Origin of the sequence: Collinsella sp. LCP21S3_A3 (assembly GCF_052118905.1) — a bacterium.
In the GTDB taxonomy this organism is placed as follows: domain Bacteria; phylum Actinomycetota; class Coriobacteriia; order Coriobacteriales; family Coriobacteriaceae; genus Collinsella.
Map to the genome: position 1 here is coordinate 172,037 of NZ_JBQKGH010000001.1, position 19,710 is coordinate 191,746.

The 19,710-nt window shown below is 60.3% G+C and carries 13 protein-coding genes; 8 read left to right on the plus strand and 5 right to left on the minus strand.

Annotated elements, in window-relative coordinates; translation table 11 throughout:
- From ACTQ0H_RS00790 to ACTQ0H_RS00800, 3 genes are all read right to left on the minus strand, one after another.
- The gene (locus ACTQ0H_RS00790) at window positions 1-1,329 is read right to left on the minus strand and encodes a hypothetical protein (protein ID WP_441547688.1); all 1,329 of its coding nucleotides are present in this window, start codon (window positions 1,327-1,329) and stop codon (window positions 1-3) included.
- Window positions 1,330-1,377: 48 nt separating this feature from the next.
- Window positions 1,378-2,133, minus strand: a complete 756-nt coding sequence (locus ACTQ0H_RS00795; protein ID WP_441547689.1) for a hypothetical protein — start codon at window positions 2,131-2,133, stop codon at window positions 1,378-1,380.
- Window positions 2,134-2,298: 165 nt separating this feature from the next.
- A complete protein-coding gene (locus ACTQ0H_RS00800) occupies window positions 2,299-4,551 on the minus strand; it encodes a hypothetical protein (RefSeq protein ID WP_441547690.1) in 2,253 nt (750 codons plus the stop codon).
- An 86-nt stretch (window positions 4,552-4,637) separates the two neighbouring features.
- Between ACTQ0H_RS00800 and ACTQ0H_RS00805 the strand changes: the two genes are divergently transcribed.
- The 4 genes from ACTQ0H_RS00805 to ACTQ0H_RS00820 all read left to right on the plus strand — a co-directional run bounded on the left by ACTQ0H_RS00805 (window position 4,638) and on the right by ACTQ0H_RS00820 (window position 13,405).
- Window positions 4,638-5,348 carry a TetR/AcrR family transcriptional regulator gene (locus ACTQ0H_RS00805; protein ID WP_427728052.1) on the plus strand — a complete coding sequence of 237 codons (711 nt, stop codon included), beginning with the start codon at window positions 4,638-4,640 and terminating at the stop codon, window positions 5,346-5,348.
- An 11-nt stretch (window positions 5,349-5,359) separates the two neighbouring features.
- Complete coding sequence (locus tag ACTQ0H_RS00810; RefSeq protein ID WP_441547691.1) at window positions 5,360-10,123, plus strand: acyl-CoA dehydratase activase-related protein; 4,764 nt, start codon at window positions 5,360-5,362, stop codon at window positions 10,121-10,123.
- A gap of 281 nt (window positions 10,124-10,404) precedes the next feature.
- On the plus strand, window positions 10,405-11,364 hold the full coding sequence (locus tag ACTQ0H_RS00815; protein WP_154514839.1) for a 3-hydroxyacyl-CoA dehydrogenase: 960 nt from the start codon (window positions 10,405-10,407) through the stop codon (window positions 11,362-11,364).
- A 328-nt stretch (window positions 11,365-11,692) separates the two neighbouring features.
- Entirely contained in the window at window positions 11,693-13,405 is a 1,713-nt protein-coding gene (locus ACTQ0H_RS00820; protein WP_441547692.1) for an aryl-sulfate sulfotransferase, read from the plus strand.
- A 69-nt stretch (window positions 13,406-13,474) separates the two neighbouring features.
- Here ACTQ0H_RS00820 and ACTQ0H_RS00825 read toward each other — a convergent pair whose 3' ends face one another.
- A complete protein-coding gene (locus tag ACTQ0H_RS00825) occupies window positions 13,475-14,614 on the minus strand; it encodes a DUF389 domain-containing protein (RefSeq protein ID WP_441015161.1) in 1,140 nt (379 codons plus the stop codon).
- 209 nt (window positions 14,615-14,823) lie between these two features.
- Complete coding sequence (locus ACTQ0H_RS00830) at window positions 14,824-16,524, minus strand: OPT/YSL family transporter (protein WP_441547693.1); 1,701 nt, start codon at window positions 16,522-16,524, stop codon at window positions 14,824-14,826.
- Between the two features lie 306 nt (window positions 16,525-16,830).
- Between ACTQ0H_RS00830 and ACTQ0H_RS00835 the strand changes: the two genes are divergently transcribed.
- The 4 genes from ACTQ0H_RS00835 (at window position 16,831) to lgt (ending at window position 19,681) form a co-directional block, all read left to right on the plus strand.
- Window positions 16,831-17,682 carry a type III pantothenate kinase gene (locus ACTQ0H_RS00835; protein WP_154514831.1) on the plus strand — a complete coding sequence of 284 codons (852 nt, stop codon included), beginning with the start codon at window positions 16,831-16,833 and terminating at the stop codon, window positions 17,680-17,682.
- An 88-nt stretch (window positions 17,683-17,770) separates the two neighbouring features.
- Entirely contained in the window at window positions 17,771-18,295 is a 525-nt protein-coding gene (locus tag ACTQ0H_RS00840) for a deoxycytidylate deaminase (protein ID WP_154514829.1), read from the plus strand.
- A 176-nt stretch (window positions 18,296-18,471) separates the two neighbouring features.
- Window positions 18,472-18,750, plus strand: a complete 279-nt coding sequence (locus tag ACTQ0H_RS00845; RefSeq protein ID WP_370450539.1) for a NifU family protein — start codon at window positions 18,472-18,474, stop codon at window positions 18,748-18,750.
- Window positions 18,751-18,859: 109 nt separating this feature from the next.
- Window positions 18,860-19,681, plus strand: coding sequence for a prolipoprotein diacylglyceryl transferase (gene lgt / locus ACTQ0H_RS00850; RefSeq protein ID WP_154514827.1), 822 nt, complete (start codon window positions 18,860-18,862; stop codon window positions 19,679-19,681).
- Window positions 19,682-19,710 lie beyond the last annotated feature (29 nt).

A 19,710-nucleotide genomic window follows, 5' to 3' on the forward strand; every position in this document is an offset into this window, starting at 1 on the left:
TTAGCTCCTCTTTGTTTTGAATCGTGCTGGCGGGGCTATCGTGTCATCGAACAGCTCCGGATAGCGGGTCTTGAGCCCGCCGTCTTCCCCTTCAAACCGCTCGGCTTTTTTCTTGACCAGCGCCTGCAGCTCGAAAAGACTTGATAGCGCAATAAGTGAGTCAAGACCCAGATTGCCATCGAGATATGCCCGCACGCCGTACAGAATTCTCGCCTCCGGCTTGAGCGGGGTACGGCAGTATTCCATATCGAGAAGAAAACAACTCGGCTCTCCGATATAGACGGGGTACTCCAGGGGATATTCAATCTGACAGCCGTAGGCGTACATGTCGCTCGTATCGCCATTTTGCCGATGGTGCCTGAGCAGGTCATCGGCCTTTTTTGAGGCGCATTCCCTGTAGGTGGAAGGCGGAAGCTCATCTATGACCCGCTGCGTGGTCCATGTCTGCATATTGAGAAGCAGTATGGGGTCGCTAGGGTCGCCGTGACAACAGATGATGTCGCCGGCATGGAATGGCGTCGGGATGTCAAACCACATCAGCTCAAAGGCAAAAGTGGGGTCTTCTCCCTCGCGTTCCTTGTCGATGCAGCGCAGTTGACAGTCCATGGTCTCGCCTTTCGCGTTGAGCAAGAGTTTGTCGGCGGCATAGTGGCCATCGTCCGGATTGATCGGGCGGCGTGTTACTTCAACCGAGGTAGGATTCTCCTCCTCAAGCACATTCCAGATTGCCTCGAAACATTTTTCGTAGCTGGTGTAGGGGCCATAATTGCACCCGCTCTCAGGGGGACTTCCCGTCTTGTCCTCAAAGAAATACATGTGCTTGCCAGGCTGTTTGAACCGGGCGATTTTCTTGCGCTCCCATCTGATGACGTCGCGAAGAAAGACATGGAAGTTGGGGATATTGAACGTGCCGTATCGCCTGCTCATCGCACAATTGGGCATATTTTCGAGAATCTTTTGCCAGGCCTCAATCTTCTGTTGCAGCGTCTTCTCGTTCGAATGGTCGACGATGAACGCCGCCTCGGGCGTGGTGGGCTCGTAGCCGATGCCTTCCAAATGCTCTCTGATATCGGGCGAGTCGAGAAACTCGAGAATGTCCGAACGTATGGCGTTGACGCCGGCGCCGGCCGATGTGCGATATGGCTGCAAGCAGTCGTGTACGACCGATCCATCCGACCAATGTTTGCCACAGCCGGGGTCATCGTGCAGCTTTTTCGAGAGTTCGAGCATAAAGGAGCAATCATCGGGCAAGTCGCCGATATAGCGTTCGGCGGTGTAGAGCGCAGAGGGTGTGAAGTCGTCGAGGAAGCCGTCCGTGAAATCCCTCAAGCGGAGATTGCCTTCCTCAACGCCGTAGATTTTGCTCGGATAGGCGCATCAAACCTGGCCTTTGAACGAACTATCGTAGTCGTCTTCGAGCACGATGGCGAAACGAGGGCCGTGGTCGAAGGGCCGACCGTCGATCTTGATGATGTCGCCGGGGACCCAGGGGGTGTAAAAGACCTCACCATTGGCGCAGAAGTGCTTGCTATTGTTCCACGGCAAGTGATTGATGCTTTGATGCGGAGTCCGCTGATTCCGGCGGTCGCTCAAAAAGACCAAATCGCCAGCCATGGTTGCGGCGAATATCAGCGAGGCTTGAGCACGTGGGCGGTCGTGTAAGTCTTCGGCGGTATAGAGCTTAATCTGCCAGAATGATTCGGACCAATCTTCATCGGGGTCGTCATCGACGTATTGCTTCATAAGGGTTTGAGCGGCATCCCAAGAGGCAACGGGGAAGGGGCCATCAAAGGTGTCGTGCCCGCGCTCGTCTTCACTGTAAAACACGCCGGAGACCAGCAAGATACCGCGGTCACGGTCAACGTTGTAAAGCATATCGAGTGCAGTGTCGAGTTGTTCGAGGCCGGAGTCGATTGTCTCGGCGTAATCCGATGAGACCTCTTTGCGAAGATGCTCGAGCATGGTCCGTTTTTCGTTGAGCGTCTTGAGGGAGCCGCCGATGGTTTTACAGAGGGAGCCATCTGCCATTCCCATGTGTTTGAACATATGAGCACGCAGCTCATCGTCCTTGATGCAACTGCAAACGAGCTCCCTGCCGGCATCGGTGATCACGGTATCTGCTTGGCTGTCCATTGCAACCTCCAATTCGGTCGTTGCCGTTAGCATCCATCAGAGGTTGTGCTTTGTGGTCCCATTAACGGGTCCCATATGAATCTCGCGTCAAACATACTTTTGGAAACGCACTGGTACATGAGTGTGCGCGTACTGAAAGGACAATCGGTAGTGGCGTTTCAAAAACTAAGCGTAACTGGCGCAACCGCCGTCTTCCTCTAAGAAGGGATCGGCCGTCGCATCGAACAGTTCTGGGTAGCGGTCCTTGAGCCAGCTGTCTGCGTCCTCGAAGCCACGCGCCTTTTTCTCCGCCAGCGCCTGTAGCTCGCATGCGCTGGCCATTGCGGCGAGCGAATCAACCGCCAGGTCGCCTTTGACATATGCCCTGACGCCGTAAAGGATTCGCTCCTCTGACTTGAGCGGCTTGCGGTAATAGTCGATGTCCAAAAGAAAGCCCTCAGGCTCCCCAATGTAGAAGGGGAAATGCAAGGCGGATGAGACTTGGCAGCCGTAGGCGTACATGTCGCTGGTGTCGCCGTCATATCGGTGCCAGCGCAATAGCTTGTCGGCCTTTTGAACGAGGCGCTCTTTGTAGACGGAGGAGGCCAGCTCTTTGTCGATTCGTTCGGATCCCCAAGTTTGCAGGTCAAACAGCACCATCGGCTTGTCGGGGCGTTGGAGGTTGCAGACGATGTCTCCGGCATGGAGGGGCGTTGGGATATCAAACCACATGTCCTCGAAATCGCTGGCGGTGCCCGCCTCGTCCCACTCGCTTTTGTTGCGGTAATCGCAAGACATTACTTCGCCGTTCGCATTGAGTAAGACCATGTCGTCGGCATAGTGGTCTTCGTCTGGGTCGATGGGACGACGAGTGATCCTGATGGCTTTGGGATCGTCACCGTCGAGCTCTTTCCAGATGGCATCGAAGCACTTTTGATAACTGCTGTACGGGCCGTAAAGATAGCCGCCCTGCCCGCGCCGGTCCCACGAGTAGTCCGCAAAGAAGTACAGGCTTTGACCGTCCGTCCTTTTAAGGTGCGCGAGCTTTCGTTTCTCCTGCTTGATGACATTGCGCAGAAAGGCATGGAAGTCCGGGATGACGACCGTGTCGTTTCTGCGGTTCATGGTGCAATTGGGCATATTGTCGATGATCTTTTGCCAGCCTTCGAGCTTTTGCTGCAGCGTTGCTTTATGCGAGCAATTGACAATGAAAGCCGCTACGGGCGTGGTGAGCTCGTAGTTGATTCGTTGAAGATGCTCCTTAATACTGTGCGAGTCTAAAAACTCGAAGATGTCCGGACGAATATCCAGCTCGCTTTGGTTGGCGGGCTTGCGATACGGCTGAAGGCAGTCATGTCCGACCGAGCCTTCGGACCATTGCTTGCCGTAGTCGGGGCTGTCGTGCAGCATCTGCGAAAGCTCGAGCATAAAAGCGCAGTCGTCCGGCAGCTCACCGGTGTAGCACTCGGCGGTGTAGAGGGCGGAGGGGATGAAGGGGTCCAGGAGACTGTCGCTGTAGGTGCCGGATGAAAGTGAACCCTCCTTAACGCCGTGATCTTTACTAGGCCCTGCGCACCAGATCTGTCCCCGGAGCGTGTGCTCGTAGTCGTTTTCGAGCACAATGGCAAAGCGAGGCCCGTGATCAAAGGGGCGACCGTCGATTTTGAGGATGTCGCCTGGGACCCACGGCGTATAGATGGGTTCGTTGCTGTTGCAGAACCGTCTGCTATCGTTTCGCCAGGCGCTTTCGACATACGATTTGCGAGTGCGGTTATTGCGCTGATCGCGGAGAAATATAAGCTCGCCATCCTTGGTTGCCGCAAACGCCAGGGAGGACTGCGCCATTTGATGTTCGTGAAGGTCTTCCGGGGTGTATAGGTCGATCTTCCAGTACGATTCGGACCAGTCGTCTTCAGGATACTCTTCGATGTAGCGCTTCATGAGTGCCTGCGCGGCCTCCCACGATGCGGTGGGGAAGGGACCGTCGAGGGCGTCGGCGTCGCGCTCCTCCTCGTTGTAGACCATGACGTGCAGTAGGAGGATTCCGCGGTCGCGCTCGATGTTGTGGAGCATATCGAGTGCGCTGTTGAGCTGGGCGAGATGCGAATCGATATCTTCGACCAGTTCCGGCGAAACCTCCTTGCGGAGTTGCTCGAGCATGGTGCGTTTTTCATCAAGCGTCTTAAGAGAGCCGTCGATGATTGGCGCTGGCCAGTATAGGTATTTACGCATGTGGTCGCGCAGCTCTTGGCTCTTGATGCAGCTGAGGACGAGGTCCTTGCCGGCATCGGTGATGCCATCGCATGCCTGATTGTTCATGTCGGCCTCCTTATCGATCATTACCGGCATGATGAAACGGGCGTGGCGATTGTTGGTCCCATTAACGGGACCAAGCAGCGGCTCGATGTGGCAAAGGGACTGCCCCTTCGTCGCATCCAAATATTGCCTTTACGTGTTGATGCACACGGTGTGCAATAATACTCGCACTGTGCAATAGCGCACAGGCAGAGTAACAAGGAGGACGCTTGTCCCAGCTCGAGAAATGCGATCGCCGGTCCCTTCGCTCGCAGCGTGCCCTTCGCCAGGCACTTGCCAGCGAACTAGCCGAAAGCGGCGATCTTTCGCGCATTAACGTCGCGTCGCTCACCGAGCGCGCCGGCCTTACGCGCCGTACGTTCTATTCGCACTACCGCGATATCCCCGACTTTATCAATCAAATCGAGGACGGCTTGCTGGCCGAGATCCGTGAGCGTATTGAGCTCATCACCGCAGCTCGGCTGCCCGATCTTTATCACAACATCGATGAGCTCGAGCCGGCGCCCGGTTCGGTTGAGCTACTGCGTTATCTTGCGGCCAACCGCGACTTGATCGGTGCTCTGCTGGGTCCGGGCGGCGACCAGGCCTTCATTAAAAGGATTATCGACACCGCGCGTGAGGCTGTGGTGCCGCGTGCACAGACGGGCATTTTGGGCCTGGCGCTGGGCACGTTCTTTGACTACTACGTCACCTACGTCGTGAGTGCCGAGGTCGGCATGATTCAGCGCTGGTTTGAGCGTGGGCTCACCGAATCGCCCGAGGCCATGGCGCGCATGATGACGGTGCTCGCTTTTGTGCGTCCTGGTGACCTGTATGGCCAACCCATCGATATCAACGTGCCGGAGTACGGCATGAAGCTATTGAACTTGCAGCTCGAGGACGCGGCCGACACCCCCGCAACCGTCGAGTCCAACAACTAAGAGGAGAGACAATGAGCAAACTCGTCGAGGGCATCAAGGACCGCATGGTCGCCGCCGCACGCGAGGCTGCGCCCACCGTGGTGGACGCCGCGCAGAAGGCCGCGACCGCGGCTGCCGAGAAAGTTGCCGAGGCAGTTGCCGATGCCAAGAACGCGGCAGGGGAGACGTCCGTCGCTAGCGAGCCAGCCACCGCCGCCCACGCCCCCGAAGGCGCAATCTTCAACCCCGACAACGCCCACGGCAACCTGCACCTGGGCATCGACGTTGGCTCCACCACCGTTAAGCTCGCCGTGCTCAACGATGACAACCAGATCGTCTACGCCAAGTACCAGCGCCACCACACCGACGTCCGCGCCTGCGCCCGCGACCTGTTCGAGGGTGCTGCGGCCGTGCTGCCGACGGCCCAAATGACCTGCGCCATTACCGGCTCGGGCGGCCTGCTGCTGTCCCAGTGGCTCGACCTGGAGTTTGTCCAAGAGGTCATCGCCAGCAAGCGCGCCGTCGAGACCCTCATCCCGGCCACCGATGTCGCCATCGAGCTGGGCGGCGAGGACGCCAAGATCATCTACTTCGATAACGGCATCGAGCAGCGCATGAACGGCACCTGTGCCGGTGGCACGGGTGCGTTCATCGACCAGATGGCAACCCTGCTGCACACCGACGCCAGCGGCCTTAACGAACTCGCGGCCAACGCCACCACCATCTATCCCATCGCCAGCCGCTGCGGCGTTTTTGCCAAGACCGACGTCCAGCCGCTGCTCAACGAGGGCGCCCGCCCCGAGGACGTGGCCGCCTCCATCTTCCAGGCCGTCGTGACCCAGACCATCTCGGGCCTGGCGTGCGGCCGTCCCATCCGCGGTAACGTCGCCTTCCTGGGCGGCCCGCTGCAGTATCTCTCCGAGCTGCGCCATCGCTTCTACCTCACGCTCAACCTGGACGAGGAGCATCGCATCGTGCCCCAAAATGCTCACCTGTTTGTGGCGAGCGGCGCCGCCATGGCGCACGAGTCCAATAAGCTCAGCACGTTCCCGCAGCTCATCGAGGCCATCGATGCCCTGGGTGACACACAGGGCGCCGAGGTCGAGCGTCTGGATCCGCTCTTTGCCACCGACGAGGACTTTGCCGAGTTCAAGACCCGCCACGACCAGGAAGTCGTCCCCAAGGGCAAGCTCGAAGGCTACACCGGTCGCGTGTTCATCGGTATCGACGCCGGTTCCACCACCATGAAGGCCGCGCTTGTGGGCGAGGACGGCCAGTTGCTGCATACCTGGTACGGCAACAACAACGGTGACATCCTGGGTACGGCCAAGGTCATCATGGCCGATTTCTACAACCACATCCCCGCCGGCTGCACCATCGGCCACGTGACCACCACGGGTTACGGCGAGGCGCTGCTCATCGAGGCCCTCAAGGCCGATTCCGGCGAGATCGAGACCGTCGCGCACCTACGCGGCGCCAAGGCGTTCCTGCCCGGCGTCGAGTTTATCCTGGACATCGGCGGCCAGGACATGAAGTGCCTGCGCGTAAAGGACGGCGTCATCGAGCACATCATGCTCAACGAGGCCTGCTCGTCGGGTTGCGGTAGCTTTATCGAGAGCTTCGCCGTCTCTATGAACATGGACGTGCGCGCGTTCGCCGACGCCGCCATCCATGCCAAGGCTCCGGTGGACCTGGGCAGTCGCTGCACGGTCTTTATGAATTCGCGTGTTAAGCAGGCGCAAAAGGAAGGTGCCACGGTGGGCGACATCGCGGCCGGTCTGTCCTATTCCGTCATTAAGAATGCCCTGTTCAAGGTCATTAAGCTGCGCGATCCCAAGGAGATCGGAAGCCAGGTGATCGTCCAGGGCGGCACCTTTATGTCCGATGCCACGCTGCGCGCGTTTGAGCAGCTCACCGGCGTTCACGCCGTGCGTCCCGACATCGCCGGCTGCATGGGCGCCTATGGTGCGGCCTTGCTCGCCCGCGATCGCGCTGGCGCCGACGGCACCTCGACCATCCTTTCGGCCGAGGACATCGCGCACCTCACTGTGACGCAAAAGCACGTCCGCTGCGGCCGTTGCTCCAACAACTGCCAGCTCACCGTCAACGACTTTGGCGGCGGCAGGCGCTTCATTACCGGCAACCGCTGCGAGAAGGGCGCCGGCCACAAAAAGCAAAAGACCGAGGCCCCTAACCTCTTCAAAAAGAAAAACGAGTTGCTCTTTAATCGCGAGGTACTGAGCCCCGACGAGGCCCCGCGCGGCACCGTGGGTATCCCGCGCGCACTCAACATGTACGAGAACTACCCCTTCTGGCACGCGTTCTTTACGCGCTTGGGCTTTAGCGTGCAGCTGTCCGACCAGTCGAGCAAGAAGACCTACCAGGCGGGCATCGAGTCCATGCCGTCCGAGAGCGCGTGCTATCCGGCCAAGATGAGCCACGGCCACGTGATGAACCTTATCGACCGCGATGTCGACTTTATCTGGATGCCGTGCGTGCGCTGGGAGCGCAAGGAGGATCCGACGGCTGGCAATTGCTATAACTGCCCCATCGTCATGAGCTACCCCACGGCGCTGGCGCTCAATATCGACGAGATCCGTGAGCAGAACATCGAGTTCCTGTACCCGTTTGTGCCCTATCACGACAAGACCGAGCTCAAGCGCCGCTTGTACCAGGTGCTTGCCGTCGACCGCGTGGCCGATGCTGAGGCCGGTCGCGGTCGCGTGCGCGGTCCCAAGATCACGCGCTCCGAGGTCGATGCCGCCGTCAACGCTGCCTTTGAGGCCGATGCACGCTTCCACGAGGACATCCAGACCATGGGCGAGGAGACCCTTAAGTGGGTCGAGGACCACGGCGGTCACGGCATCGTGCTCGCCGGCCGCCCCTACCACAACGACCCCGAGATCAACCACGCCCTGCCCGAGCTTATCTCGAGCTTTGGCTTTGCGGTCTTTACCGAGGATTCGCTTGCGCACTTGGTGAAGCCCGAGCGCCCCATCCGCGTCGTCGACCAGTGGATGTACCACAGCCGCCTGTACGCCGTCGCCCGTTTTGTGACGATGCGCAACGACCTGGACCTGATCCAGCTCAACTCTTTCGGCTGCGGCCTGGACGCTCTGACTACCGATCAGGTGCAGGAGATTCTGGAGGCCAGCGGCAAGATCTACACCGTGCTCAAGATCGACGAGGTGTCCAACCTGGGCGCCGCGCGCATCCGCATCCGCTCGCTCATGGCCGCGCTTAAGGACCAGGAGGCCGAGCGCTTGGCCGAGGCCGCGGCCGCGGGTGAGACCTACGAGCAGGGCGATGCCGCGCCGGTGGCTCCCTCCACGGATGCCCCCGCATTCGCGAGCCGCAAGTACACGTTCGAGGCTCAGCGCGAGAGCGCATCGACCGCGTGGCCCAAGGTGCCCTTTACCGAGCAGATGCGCGAGGAGGGCTACACCATCCTGTGCCCGCAGATGGCGCCGATCCACTTTGACCTGGTCAAAGAGGTGTTCCGCGGTGCCGGCTACAACTTGGAACTGCTGCCCTCGACCGATCACGACGCCGTCGAGGCCGGCCTGCGCTATGTGAACAATGACATTTGCTACCCGTCCATTTTGGTGACCGGCCAGATTATGGAGGCCATCGAGAGCGGCCGGTACGACCTGTCCAAGACGGCCGTGGTTATCAGCCAGACCGGCGGCGGCTGCCGTGCCACCAACTACATCGCACTCATCCGCAAGGCCCTGCGCGAGAGCGGCCACCCCGAGATTCCGGTGATCTCGCTTTCGGCGGTGGCGCTCGGTGAGGACAACCCCGGCTTTAAGATTACGCCGGCGCTGCTTAAGCAGGCAGTCTACGCGGTGCTCTTTGGCGACGTGATGATGCAGATGCTTTATCGCTGTCGTCCATACGAGGCTACGCCCGGTGCCGCCAACGCACTCTACGAGGAGTACATGGCGCGCGCCCGCAAGCTGGCGCCCAAGTTCAACCGCCACAACTACACCAAGCTGTGCCGCGAGGCCATCCGCGCGTTCGACACCATGCCGCTCGTGGGTGAGGGCACCAAGCCGCGCGTGGGCGTGGTCGGCGAGATCTTGGTCAAGTTCCACCCTACAGCCAACAACCACGTGGTCGACGTTATCGAGCGCGAGGGCTGCGAGGCCGTGGTGCCGGGCCTGCTCGACTTCTTCCTGTACTCCATGAGCAACGCCGAGCTGCAGAAGGATGAGCTCGGAAGCTCTGCAACCACGCGCGCTGGTATGCAGGCGCTCATCAAGCTCGTGGACTGGATGCGTACGCCGGTGGAAGAGCTGCTCCAAAAGTCCCGCCGCTTTGAGGCGCCCGAGCGCATCGGCACCATGGCGGACAAGGCCCGTACGGTGCTTTCGGTGTGCAACAACATGGGCGAAGGCTGGCTGCTCACGGCCGAGATGCTCGACCTGATTGACCATGGCGCGCCCAACATCATCTGCACGCAGCCCTTTGCGTGCCTGCCTAACCACGTGGTGGGCAAGGCCGTGATCAAGGAACTGCGCCGTCAGCACCCCGAGAGCAACATTGTCGCGGTGGACTACGACCCCGGCGCGTCCGAGGTCAACCAGCTCAACCGCATTAAGCTCATGATCAGCGTGGCCAAGGAGAACAGGCGCGCCGGTAAGGGCTTTAAGCTCGAGAAGGTGGCGCCGCTCGCGATGGACGAGGTCACCGGCCAGATGCATGCCCATGATGGCTGCGTGAGCTGTGGCTCGGTCAGCGAGGAGGCCGTTGCATCGGTCGCCAAGCGTCTGGGACGTGGCATTAAGAAGTAGTTGGCCTGCTATGTGCTAGATATGAGACAAACGGGTGGTAGCCGTATCGGCTACCACCCGTTTTTGCTGGACGTATGCTGCGTAAACGCCCCAACTATCACCTCTTCCGAAAGCTACGTGTCAGTGGCACCAAAAATCGCCCTTGGAACCCTGAGATAATGAACATATGTAGCCGTTCGCCGCAAATTACCGTCCGTTTATGGAACCCACCTCTAGCGCGTGTCATCCTTACGGTTGAATAAATACACATCCATGGAATTACGTAAGAGAGGACTGTTCCTATGAGCTACAAGACCGTTTGTGTTGCCGGTGGCGGCGTGTTGGGAAGCCAGATTGCCTTTCAGGCTGCCTACTGCGGCTTCGATGTGACGATCTGGCTGCGCAGCGAGGGAAGCATCGGCCGCACTCAGCCCAAGATCGATCATGTGCGCGAGGAGTACATCGCGGCTATCGAGGGCATGGCGGACGGCACGGGCGAGTGGTGTGCCGGTATCGCCGATAGCGACCAGCCCTTCGATAAGGAGGCGGCGCTCGCCGCCGTCGAGCGTGCCTACTCCACACTCAAGCTAGAGCTCGATCTTGCCAAGGCAGTGGCCGACGCCGATCTGGTTATCGAGTCGATGGCCGAGGACACCCAGGCAAAGATCGACTTCTACAAGAAGCTCGCCCCGGTTCTCCCGCAAAAGACCGTTGTCGTGACGAACTCCTCCACGCTGCTGCCGAGCACCTTTGCCAAGTACACTGGCCGCCCCGAGAAGTACCTGTCGCTGCACTTTGCCAACTCCATCTGGAAGAACAACATGACCGAGGTCATGGCTCAGGACCAGACCGACAAGCGCTATTTCGATGAGCTCGTCGACTTTGCCAGCGACATCCGTATGCTTGCCCTGCCCGTCAACAAGGAAAAGAACGGCTATCTGCTCAATTCCATGCTGGTACCGTGGCTGCTGTCGGGCCTTGACCTGTACGTCTCGGGCGTCAGCGACCCCAAGAGCATCGACCTCGCATGGACGCGCGGCACTGGCGCGCCCAAGGGCCCGTTCCGCGTGTTCGACACCGTGGGTATCCAGACGGCCTATAACATCGTCATGCAGTATCAGAAGGTGCCGGGCTTGGTGAGCCCGCTGCTCAAAAAGATGATGATGCCCTACAACTTTAAGGCCATGGCATCCGTCCTCAAGCAGATGCTCGACGAAGGCAAGTTGGGCGAAAGCTCGGGCGAGGGCTTCTTCAAGTACTAAAAAGATTCCTCGGCAACATTGAGAAACGTATCTTTTGCATTGTCGATGCGCCGCAGCGCCGCTCGGCAACGGGACAATCCGCTTTATGCGCCAACGCGAACTTGTCGACTTTGCCGTGGACTGGATCGAGCACCATCGCGGCCGCCCCGATTGATCACTTGGGAGCGGAAGGGTTGCGGATTCCCTTCGCGCCCCGCGTTTCCGTATCGCTACAAGCTTAAACTTGCATTAAGGGGCGTTTGTTAAACTGCGAGTCATAATTAGACAGGGCTGGGCAAACGCCGTGGTATATGAGGGAACAACAATGGTATTCAAAGACGGTAACGATATGGAATTGAGTGACAAGGACAACAGACTGTTTTCGCGTCGAGCGGCTCTTGCGGGTGCGGCGGGCACGCTGGCGCTTGCCGGGACAGGGCTCATGGGCTGCTCGGTCGGCGGGGCCGGCACGGGCGCCGCATCTACTGCGAGCAACGAGCTCACTGACGAGCAAAAGAAACTCCACAAGCAGATTGTCGCGACCTACGACGTCGAGAAGCAGGCGGCCATCAAGGAGCGGCTCGATGCCGAGTACGCTGACGGCGGCTACAACGAGACCACTCCGTTTATCGCGCAGGATCCCTTTGGCACCGATACCCTGAGCTGCTACGTTCGCTTTGCGACAACGGATTCCGTAACCGTCTCCTACAAGGTCGCCGGTCGCAAAAAGACTGGTGACACGCCCAAGGTCGCCGCGTTTTCCCATACGCCCCACGGCGGCGACGCGCCGGCCACGGAACACGAGTTCAAGGTCATCGGCCTCATTCCCAACCACAAAAACACGGTAACCATCACTTGCACGGCACAAGATGGTATCAGCCGCACCTCGACGTTCACGGTCAAGACGCCGGCTCTCAAAGGCGAGGAAGAAGAGCAGCTCGCCGTCACGTCGGGGGAGTCCAATACGCCGCTTGCCGATGGTCTCTTTACTATTCTGGGCAACGACTCGTCCAAGCTCGACTTTATGTACCTCTACGACAACGACGGCCAGATTCGCGGCGAGGTGCCGATTGTCGGCTACCGCAGCCACCGCTTGCTGTTCCCGGGCGACGGCAGCATGATCATGAGCGTCTCGACTACCAAGATGGCCCAGATCAACGCCATCGGCCAGGTGGTAAACGTCTGGAGCACGGGCGACTACGAGCTACACCACGACTACGCTTTCGATGACGATGGCAACCTGCTGGTGCTGGCGAGTCACGCCGGCTCCGAAGCCGATTTGGACGTCGATCGCGCGGCTGCCAAAAAAGATAAGGACGATCGCGTTAATGTAGAGGACCTCATCATTAAGGTCGACATAACAACAGGTGACGTCTCTCTCGTCGTGGACCTGGGCGATATATTCCCCGACCTCAAGGCAAGCGCCAAGGTTGCCTCGGACGGCGACCTGGATTGGATTCACATCAACACGATCCAGTGGCTCGGCGGCGGCACCGTTTTGCTCAGCTCGCGCGAGACCTCAACGGTCATCAAGCTCACGGATATCTACGGTACGCCTACGGTCGATTGGCTTATGGGCTCGCCAGAGTTTTGGGCCGGCTCGGGCTTTGAGGACAAGTTGCTGCAGGCTCAAGGCGATTTTTCGCTCAACGCAGGCCAGCATAGTGTGACCTATCTGCCAAACGACGAGACGACCGCGACTGGTCGCTACCAGGTGCTGCTATACGACAACAACTTTGGTGCTGCCGAGAGCTATCCCAAGTTCGACTGGGGCCAGCTGGGCGCTGCGGTAGTGACCGACTACAGCAAGGGAACGCATTCGTTTGGGCGCATTTTTACGGTGGACGAGACCGCGCGCACCTACGAGCTTGTGGACCAGATCGCAGTGCCGTTCTCAGGTTACGTAAGTAGTGCGCAGCGCGTCGGCGATTCGAATAGCATGCTCGTGGCATCGGGCATAGCCAAGACCTTTGCCGAGTACGATCGCTATGGACTGCCCATTGCCACGTACGAGATGGAAGCCGAGAAGTACATCTACCGCGTGTACAAGTACGAGCTGTAGCGCTGCGCTTGGCTGTGCCTGTGCCCCGCGGCTGCGCGCGCTCGTACCGGGCCTACCTCACGTTCCGCATCACTTCACGTCAAACTCCACGCGATCGAGTTCGGGTACGTTGAGGTCGATGAGCTTGCGGGCAACACGGCGGTCGTGCGCCCCGAGCGTCTCGCTTGTCGTTACGCGAGCGACAGTCTGGCGCTCGACAACGCCCTCCTTGTCGCCCTCGGTAGCCGAGGTCTCGACGGCGACGGTGTAATCCTTAAAGCCCGGCAGCACCGCCGCAAGTTCGCGCGTGGTTTCAGTGACGCCGTAGCCGTCTTGCACACCGGCCTGCGCCGAGCCAATAGACCCCGCCGTCATAATAATGCAGGGGATGGCAAAGATCACCGTGCCCACGATGATGCGGCGGCGCACCTTGCGTGATAGCTCGTTGACCTCGGCGTTTTCTTCAGCAGTCACAATACCGTCGCCGTTCAGGTCGCGCTTGAGCGGCACGCGCAAAAGAAGCAGCACGGCTTCGGCAGCCAGTGCGATAAAGACCACGTTGATGCCAAACTCATAAAGCGCCGAGAGAAACAGTGACCCGCTTGCAATGGCGATGCCATAGCCCGCCGCGCACAGGGGAGGCATGAGCGCGGTCGCCACGGCCACGCCGGCGATAAGCGTGGCAGGTTCCTGGTCACGCGAGTTGCCCAGCCCGCCCGCAAAGCCGCCCGCGAGCGCGACGGCAAGGTCCCACACAGTGGGCGTCGAGTTGTCGATGATGGCGGCCGTGGTGGTGCCAAGGGGCGAGAGCTTAAAATACAGCGTGGACGTGATCAGACAAAAGGCCATCTGTAGCGCGAGGCCGGCGACGGCCTCGACGGCAATCTCGCGGTCAAGCGTGGCGATGCCATATGCCATGGCAAGGACCGATCCCATGAGTGGGCAGATGAGCATGGCGCCCACGATGGCAATGTCCGAGTCGATATCGAGGCCGATGCTCGCGATGAGCATGGCGATGATGAGGATGCATAAGTGCGAGCCGGTCAGCCGCGCCCCGTTTACAAAGCGCTTGCGAATCACGTGATAGGGCGCGCGACCCTCGCGAATGTTGAATGCGCGCTTTAGGAAGCGGCCGGTGTTCTCCAGGGCCTCACTATGGGCAGGTCGAATGCCGTGGCGCCGGTGATGGCGTTTGCGTAGTCGCTTGATCTGTTGTTTGTCGAGTTCCATGTCCACCTCGTATTGCCGCAGGAACGCGGGTGCGCTCGCAGCATGTACTCTACACCGTGGCGGGCGGGGTGGTCATCTTGACGTGAAACTTAGACGAGCAGGTAAGGGGGACGTCAAATGCGGTTGCGGCCGAGTGTTTCGACAGATACAGAGCGCGGGGCCGGATGGTATCCGGCCCCGCGCTCTGTACGGGTACATTGTTGTTGGGTTTAGCCCAGCAGACTTAGGCCGACGGAGACAAACGCCAGGATAACGCCAACGACGGACTCGCCTCCCAACAGGCCGCTGGCGACGACCAGGCCCTGCTCCTGGAAGGCAGCATCCTTGGAAGCCTTCTCTTTGCCCGAAAGACCGGCGGCGTCGCGGTGGGCTGCCCACTTGTCGTAGGCGAGCTTGACGCAGGAGCCCAAGAAGGCCGTGAGCGACATGTAGAACGGCAGGTACACGCCCAGACCGATCATCATGGCCGGAATGCCGAGCCAATACATGACGATGCCGGCGATAAAACCGCCTGCGAACCACGGCACGCTCGGGATGCCCGAGACCATGGTGGCGACTACGCTTGCCTGCGCGGCCACAAAGCTCTTGTCGGGACCAAAGGCGTCCGGACCATAGGCGGTGACGAGCGCGACTATGACGGCGGCAGCGACCAGTGCGCCCACGATGCCGCCAATGGCCTGGCCGATCCACTGTGCGCGCGGGTTGGTGCCCAGCACGGCGCCGGCCTTAAAGTCGTTCATGACGTCGCCCGCAAGGCCGCACGCCACGGCCACGATGCCGGCGATAAAGAACAGCTTGACCTGCGCAAGCTGCGCGAAGGCCGCTACGATGAGCATGACGATGAGTCCAAAGATCTCCATGGGGTCAATACCCGTCTGGCCGCAGCTCTGCGCACTCATGATGGTGGTGACAAAGGTGAACAGTGTGACGATGACGGCTGGGACGGGGCCAAGGTCGAGCGCGATGGCGATGATCACGGCGATGGCGGCGGTGCCCAGGCCGATGATGCCGGCGTCGAGCTTAAGCGAGCCCGAGATGAGCGACTGCTCGTCGGTGTCGGTGGAGCTGTCGGCGGCAAGACCGCGGACGATACCGGCGACCTGCGGCAGGATGTCTTTAAGGACGACGGCGACGCCAAAGCCCATCATAAGGCCCATACCTAAGGACTTGACGATACCCTGCGCGGTCACAATATCGAACAGGCCGGCAGCGGTGCCGCCGACGATAATGCCAAAGTTGCCCAGCAGCGCGCCGGCAAACCAGAAGGCGACGGGGGCAAAGCCCACCAAAAAGCCGATGGACAGCAACATGGGCGAGTTGTAGATGGCAAAGGTCACGCCGGGGATATTGAGCGTGCACAGCATGCTGGGCACCACGCCCAGGGCGTCGCGCAGCACGCTATAGATGCCTGCGATGGCCATGGAGCCAAAGAGCTGCTTGCCGGTCTTGCCGCCGGCCTCGGTAGCACGCAGGGTCTGGGCTGCGGCGTTGCCGGTGGGAAACTCCAGCGCGGCGTCCACGATAAAGTGACGGTGGATGAGCGCCGTTGCCAGAAGGCCCAAAATGGTGCCGGCGAGCGCCACGATAAACATGTCGAGCCAGCTGATCTGGTCGGCATAGCCCAGCATCCAGGCGCCCGGGATGGTAAACGCCAGGCCGCCGGCGACCATGGCACCCGCGGACATGATGGTGTGGGTAACGTTGGCCTCGTTGAGGCTGGCATTGCCCATGAGCTTAAGGAAGAACAACGAGATGACGGCAGCGAAAATGATCGGCCAGGGGAGGGCGCCCATCTTGAGGGCCGTGTAGGCCGAGCTTGCCGTGATAATCACGCAGCCAAGGACGCCGATGACGACGCCGCGCAGCGTGAGTTGACCGCGCATAGAGGTGCGGTTCGAGGGATTGCCCATATAGAACTCCTTTGCGTATATCCGCTTCCCCCGTAAGCGCCGCTACGGATACGGCGCGGGAAGTCGGGTTACCAAGGGCCGCCGCGTGAGCTCGCGCACGACCGCGCATCAGTATAGCGGCAAGGTAGTCATTTTGGGACGGGGCTATTTTAGCTACCCTTTGACAGTCGACGAATTATCTGGGATTGGGGCAAATATCAACCGACATATTGGGGTAGCTAAAATAGCCCCGTCCCAAAATGACTACCTGGGATGGCTGGTTCGGGTAGGGGATATACTGCTGGGCAGACGAAAGGAGCGCCGACGATGCTTAATGGGTGCGCATATATATTGACGGTCGACGTGGGCAACACGTTCATTCGCTTTGGTCTGTTTGCCGAGGATTCGGCCGCGGCGCAGGAATGCCCGCTTGCGACGTGCGAGATCACGACGCCGCCGAGCATTACGGCCGATGAGGCGCGCATGAGGCTCGCGCGGGTCATGGGCGCACTGGCAGCCGATGCGGGCATGCCTGGTGTGCTCGTTCCCGCGGCAGCAGTGCTGAGCTGTGTGGTGCCGGCGCTCGAGCGCCCGTGGAAGGCGGCACTTTCCCGTACCTGCACGGGGCGCGTGCTTACCGTGGGGCCAGGACTTAAGACCGGCATGCCCGTGCACTACGACGACCCGGCCGAGATCGGTCCCGATCGCATCGCCGACGCCGTGGCGGCCCGTGCCGTCTACGGCTCTCCGTGCATCGTGATCGACCTGGGCACTACGACCAATATCGAGGTCATCGATGCGCGCGGAACCTTTGTCGGCGGTGTTATCGCGCCGGGGCTGGCGCTCGGCGCTCGCTCGCTCTCGGCCGCTGCGGCGCGCCTGCCGCAAGTCGAGCCCTCGGCACCCACGCATGTGATCGGTCGCAACACGCGCGAGGCCATGCGCTCGGGCGTGGTCTTGGGCGAGGTGGCCCGTATCGACGGCATGCTCGACATGGTGCTTGCCGAGATGCGCTCGACCAAGGCGGCAGGCGAGGGCAGCGTGCCCATTGTCATCACCGGCGACGATGCCGAGGCGCTCGCGGCGTTGGTCGGCCACAGCCTGACGGTAGACGACGCGCTGACGCTGCGGGGTCTCGCCGAGCTGTACCGCATCAACCAAAAGCCTCGCCGCGCATAAAGCCAAGGACGTCGGCGCCGGGAGGAAACAGCCCCGCCTTTCACCTGCTACAATGGGCCAAACTATTTCGATTTCGGAGGTGTCTGCCATGTCGGACGATCTTCATCAAACCGCGTCGGGCAAGCGCCGCGACGTTATTAGCTGGGACGAGTTCTTTATGAGCGTGGCCATCGCCGCGCAGCGCCGCAGCAAGGATCCCAATACGCAGGTGGGCGCGTGCATCGCCAGTACCAACCACCGCATTCTTTCGGTGGGCTACAACGGTACGCCCTCGGCGCTCAACGACGACTTTTTCCCGTGGGGTACGAGCGATGACCCGCTGCAGGACAAACATAACTACGTAGTTCATGCCGAGGCCAACGCCGTGCTCAACTACCGCGGCTCGCTCAAGGACCTTGAGGGTTCCACGGTCTACGTCACGCTGTTCCCGTGCCACGACTGTGCCAAAATTCTGGCGCAGGTAGGTGTGGGCGAGGTTGTCTATCTGGACAATAAGTACGCCGACACCGACGACGGCCGCATCAGTCGCCGCATTCTCGACTCCTGTGGCATTAGCTTCCGCCAGGTTATCGTCGATGTCCACATTGGTACCGGGGAACAAACGCAGCAGTAGCGGCAGCGTGTACGAGCGCCGGGCGTTGGCAAAAGCGGCTAATTAAGCCCCGTCCCAAATTGACTGCTCGTGAAAGTCGTGTCCGCGCGCATGGACGGCTCGCGAGCGGGTACATGGCTGTAGTAACATAGCTCTGTCCGCGGGCGCGCCCGCGTTATTGTGAGAAAGGAGCCCCTGTGGCTGTTAACGAAGAGCTGCTTAAGAAGGTTCTTGAAGAGATTCGCCCCAACCTGCAGGCCGACGGCGGCGACATGGAGTATATGGGCGTTGATGACGAGGGCGTCGTCAAGCTGGAGCTCCAGGGCGCCTGCGCCGGTTGCCCCATGAGCGCTCTGACGCTTTCCATGGGCGTCGAGCGTATCCTCAAGGAGCACGTGCCCGGCGTTACGCGTGTCGAGCAGGTCAATGCCTCCGGCGAGGCCGAGGATCTGTACGACGAGTATGCGCCGTTCTGAGAAGCGAAAGCTGCGGGCGATGTGCTCCGCATAGACGTCATGCCCAAACGTGCGGCTGCGAGCGAAAGGCCCGCGGCCGCATTTGTATGTAGGGAACAGGGGGACCGATATGCTCAACGACCTCTACCATATGCTTGATCCTGTCGCCATTTCGGCGGGGCCCATCACCATCTACTGGTACGGCTTGGCCTATGTGGTCGGAGCTCTGCTCACGGCGGTCGTCATGTACCGCACGCAGCGTCGTTGGGGTTTTGACATTACGGTCGACGACCTGATGAGTGTCGTGGTTGGTGTGGTCTTTGGCCTCATCATTGGCGCCCGTCTGTTCTACGTCATCTTTTACGGTGACGGCTACTACTGGGCGCATCCGCTCGAGATCTTTGCCACCAACGAAGGCGGCATGAGTTTCCATGGCGGCCTGGTGGGCGGCATCATCGGCGGCGTGCTCGTGTGCCGCATGTACAAGCTCGACGCCTGGACCATCGCCGACCTTGCCGTTATCGGTGCTCCGCTGGCCCTGTGCCTGGGGCGCTGCGCCAACTTTGTCAACGGCGAGCTGTGGGGCAAGCCGACCGATCTGCCCTGGGGCGTGATCTTTGGCGGCACCGCGGGCGATATGCCGCGCCATCCATCCCAGCTCTACGAGGCATTCCTCGAGGGCATTGTGCTCTTTTGCATTCTGCAGGTGCTCAGCCGCAAAAAACCGCTGCTGCCCCAGGGTACGTTTATGGGTGTGTTTGTGATGGGGTACGGCATCGTCCGCTTTCTCGTTGAGTTCGTGCGCGTGCCCGATGCCCAGCTGGGCTATCTGCTGGGCGGCGTCATCACCATGGGCCAGCTGCTGAGTTTGCCGCTCGTGATCGCCGGCCTGGCGCTCATCATTTTTGCCCTCCGTCGCAACCGTCCCCAGCGCATCTATCTCGACGCCTAACCACCACATACACCACAAAGGGGACAGGC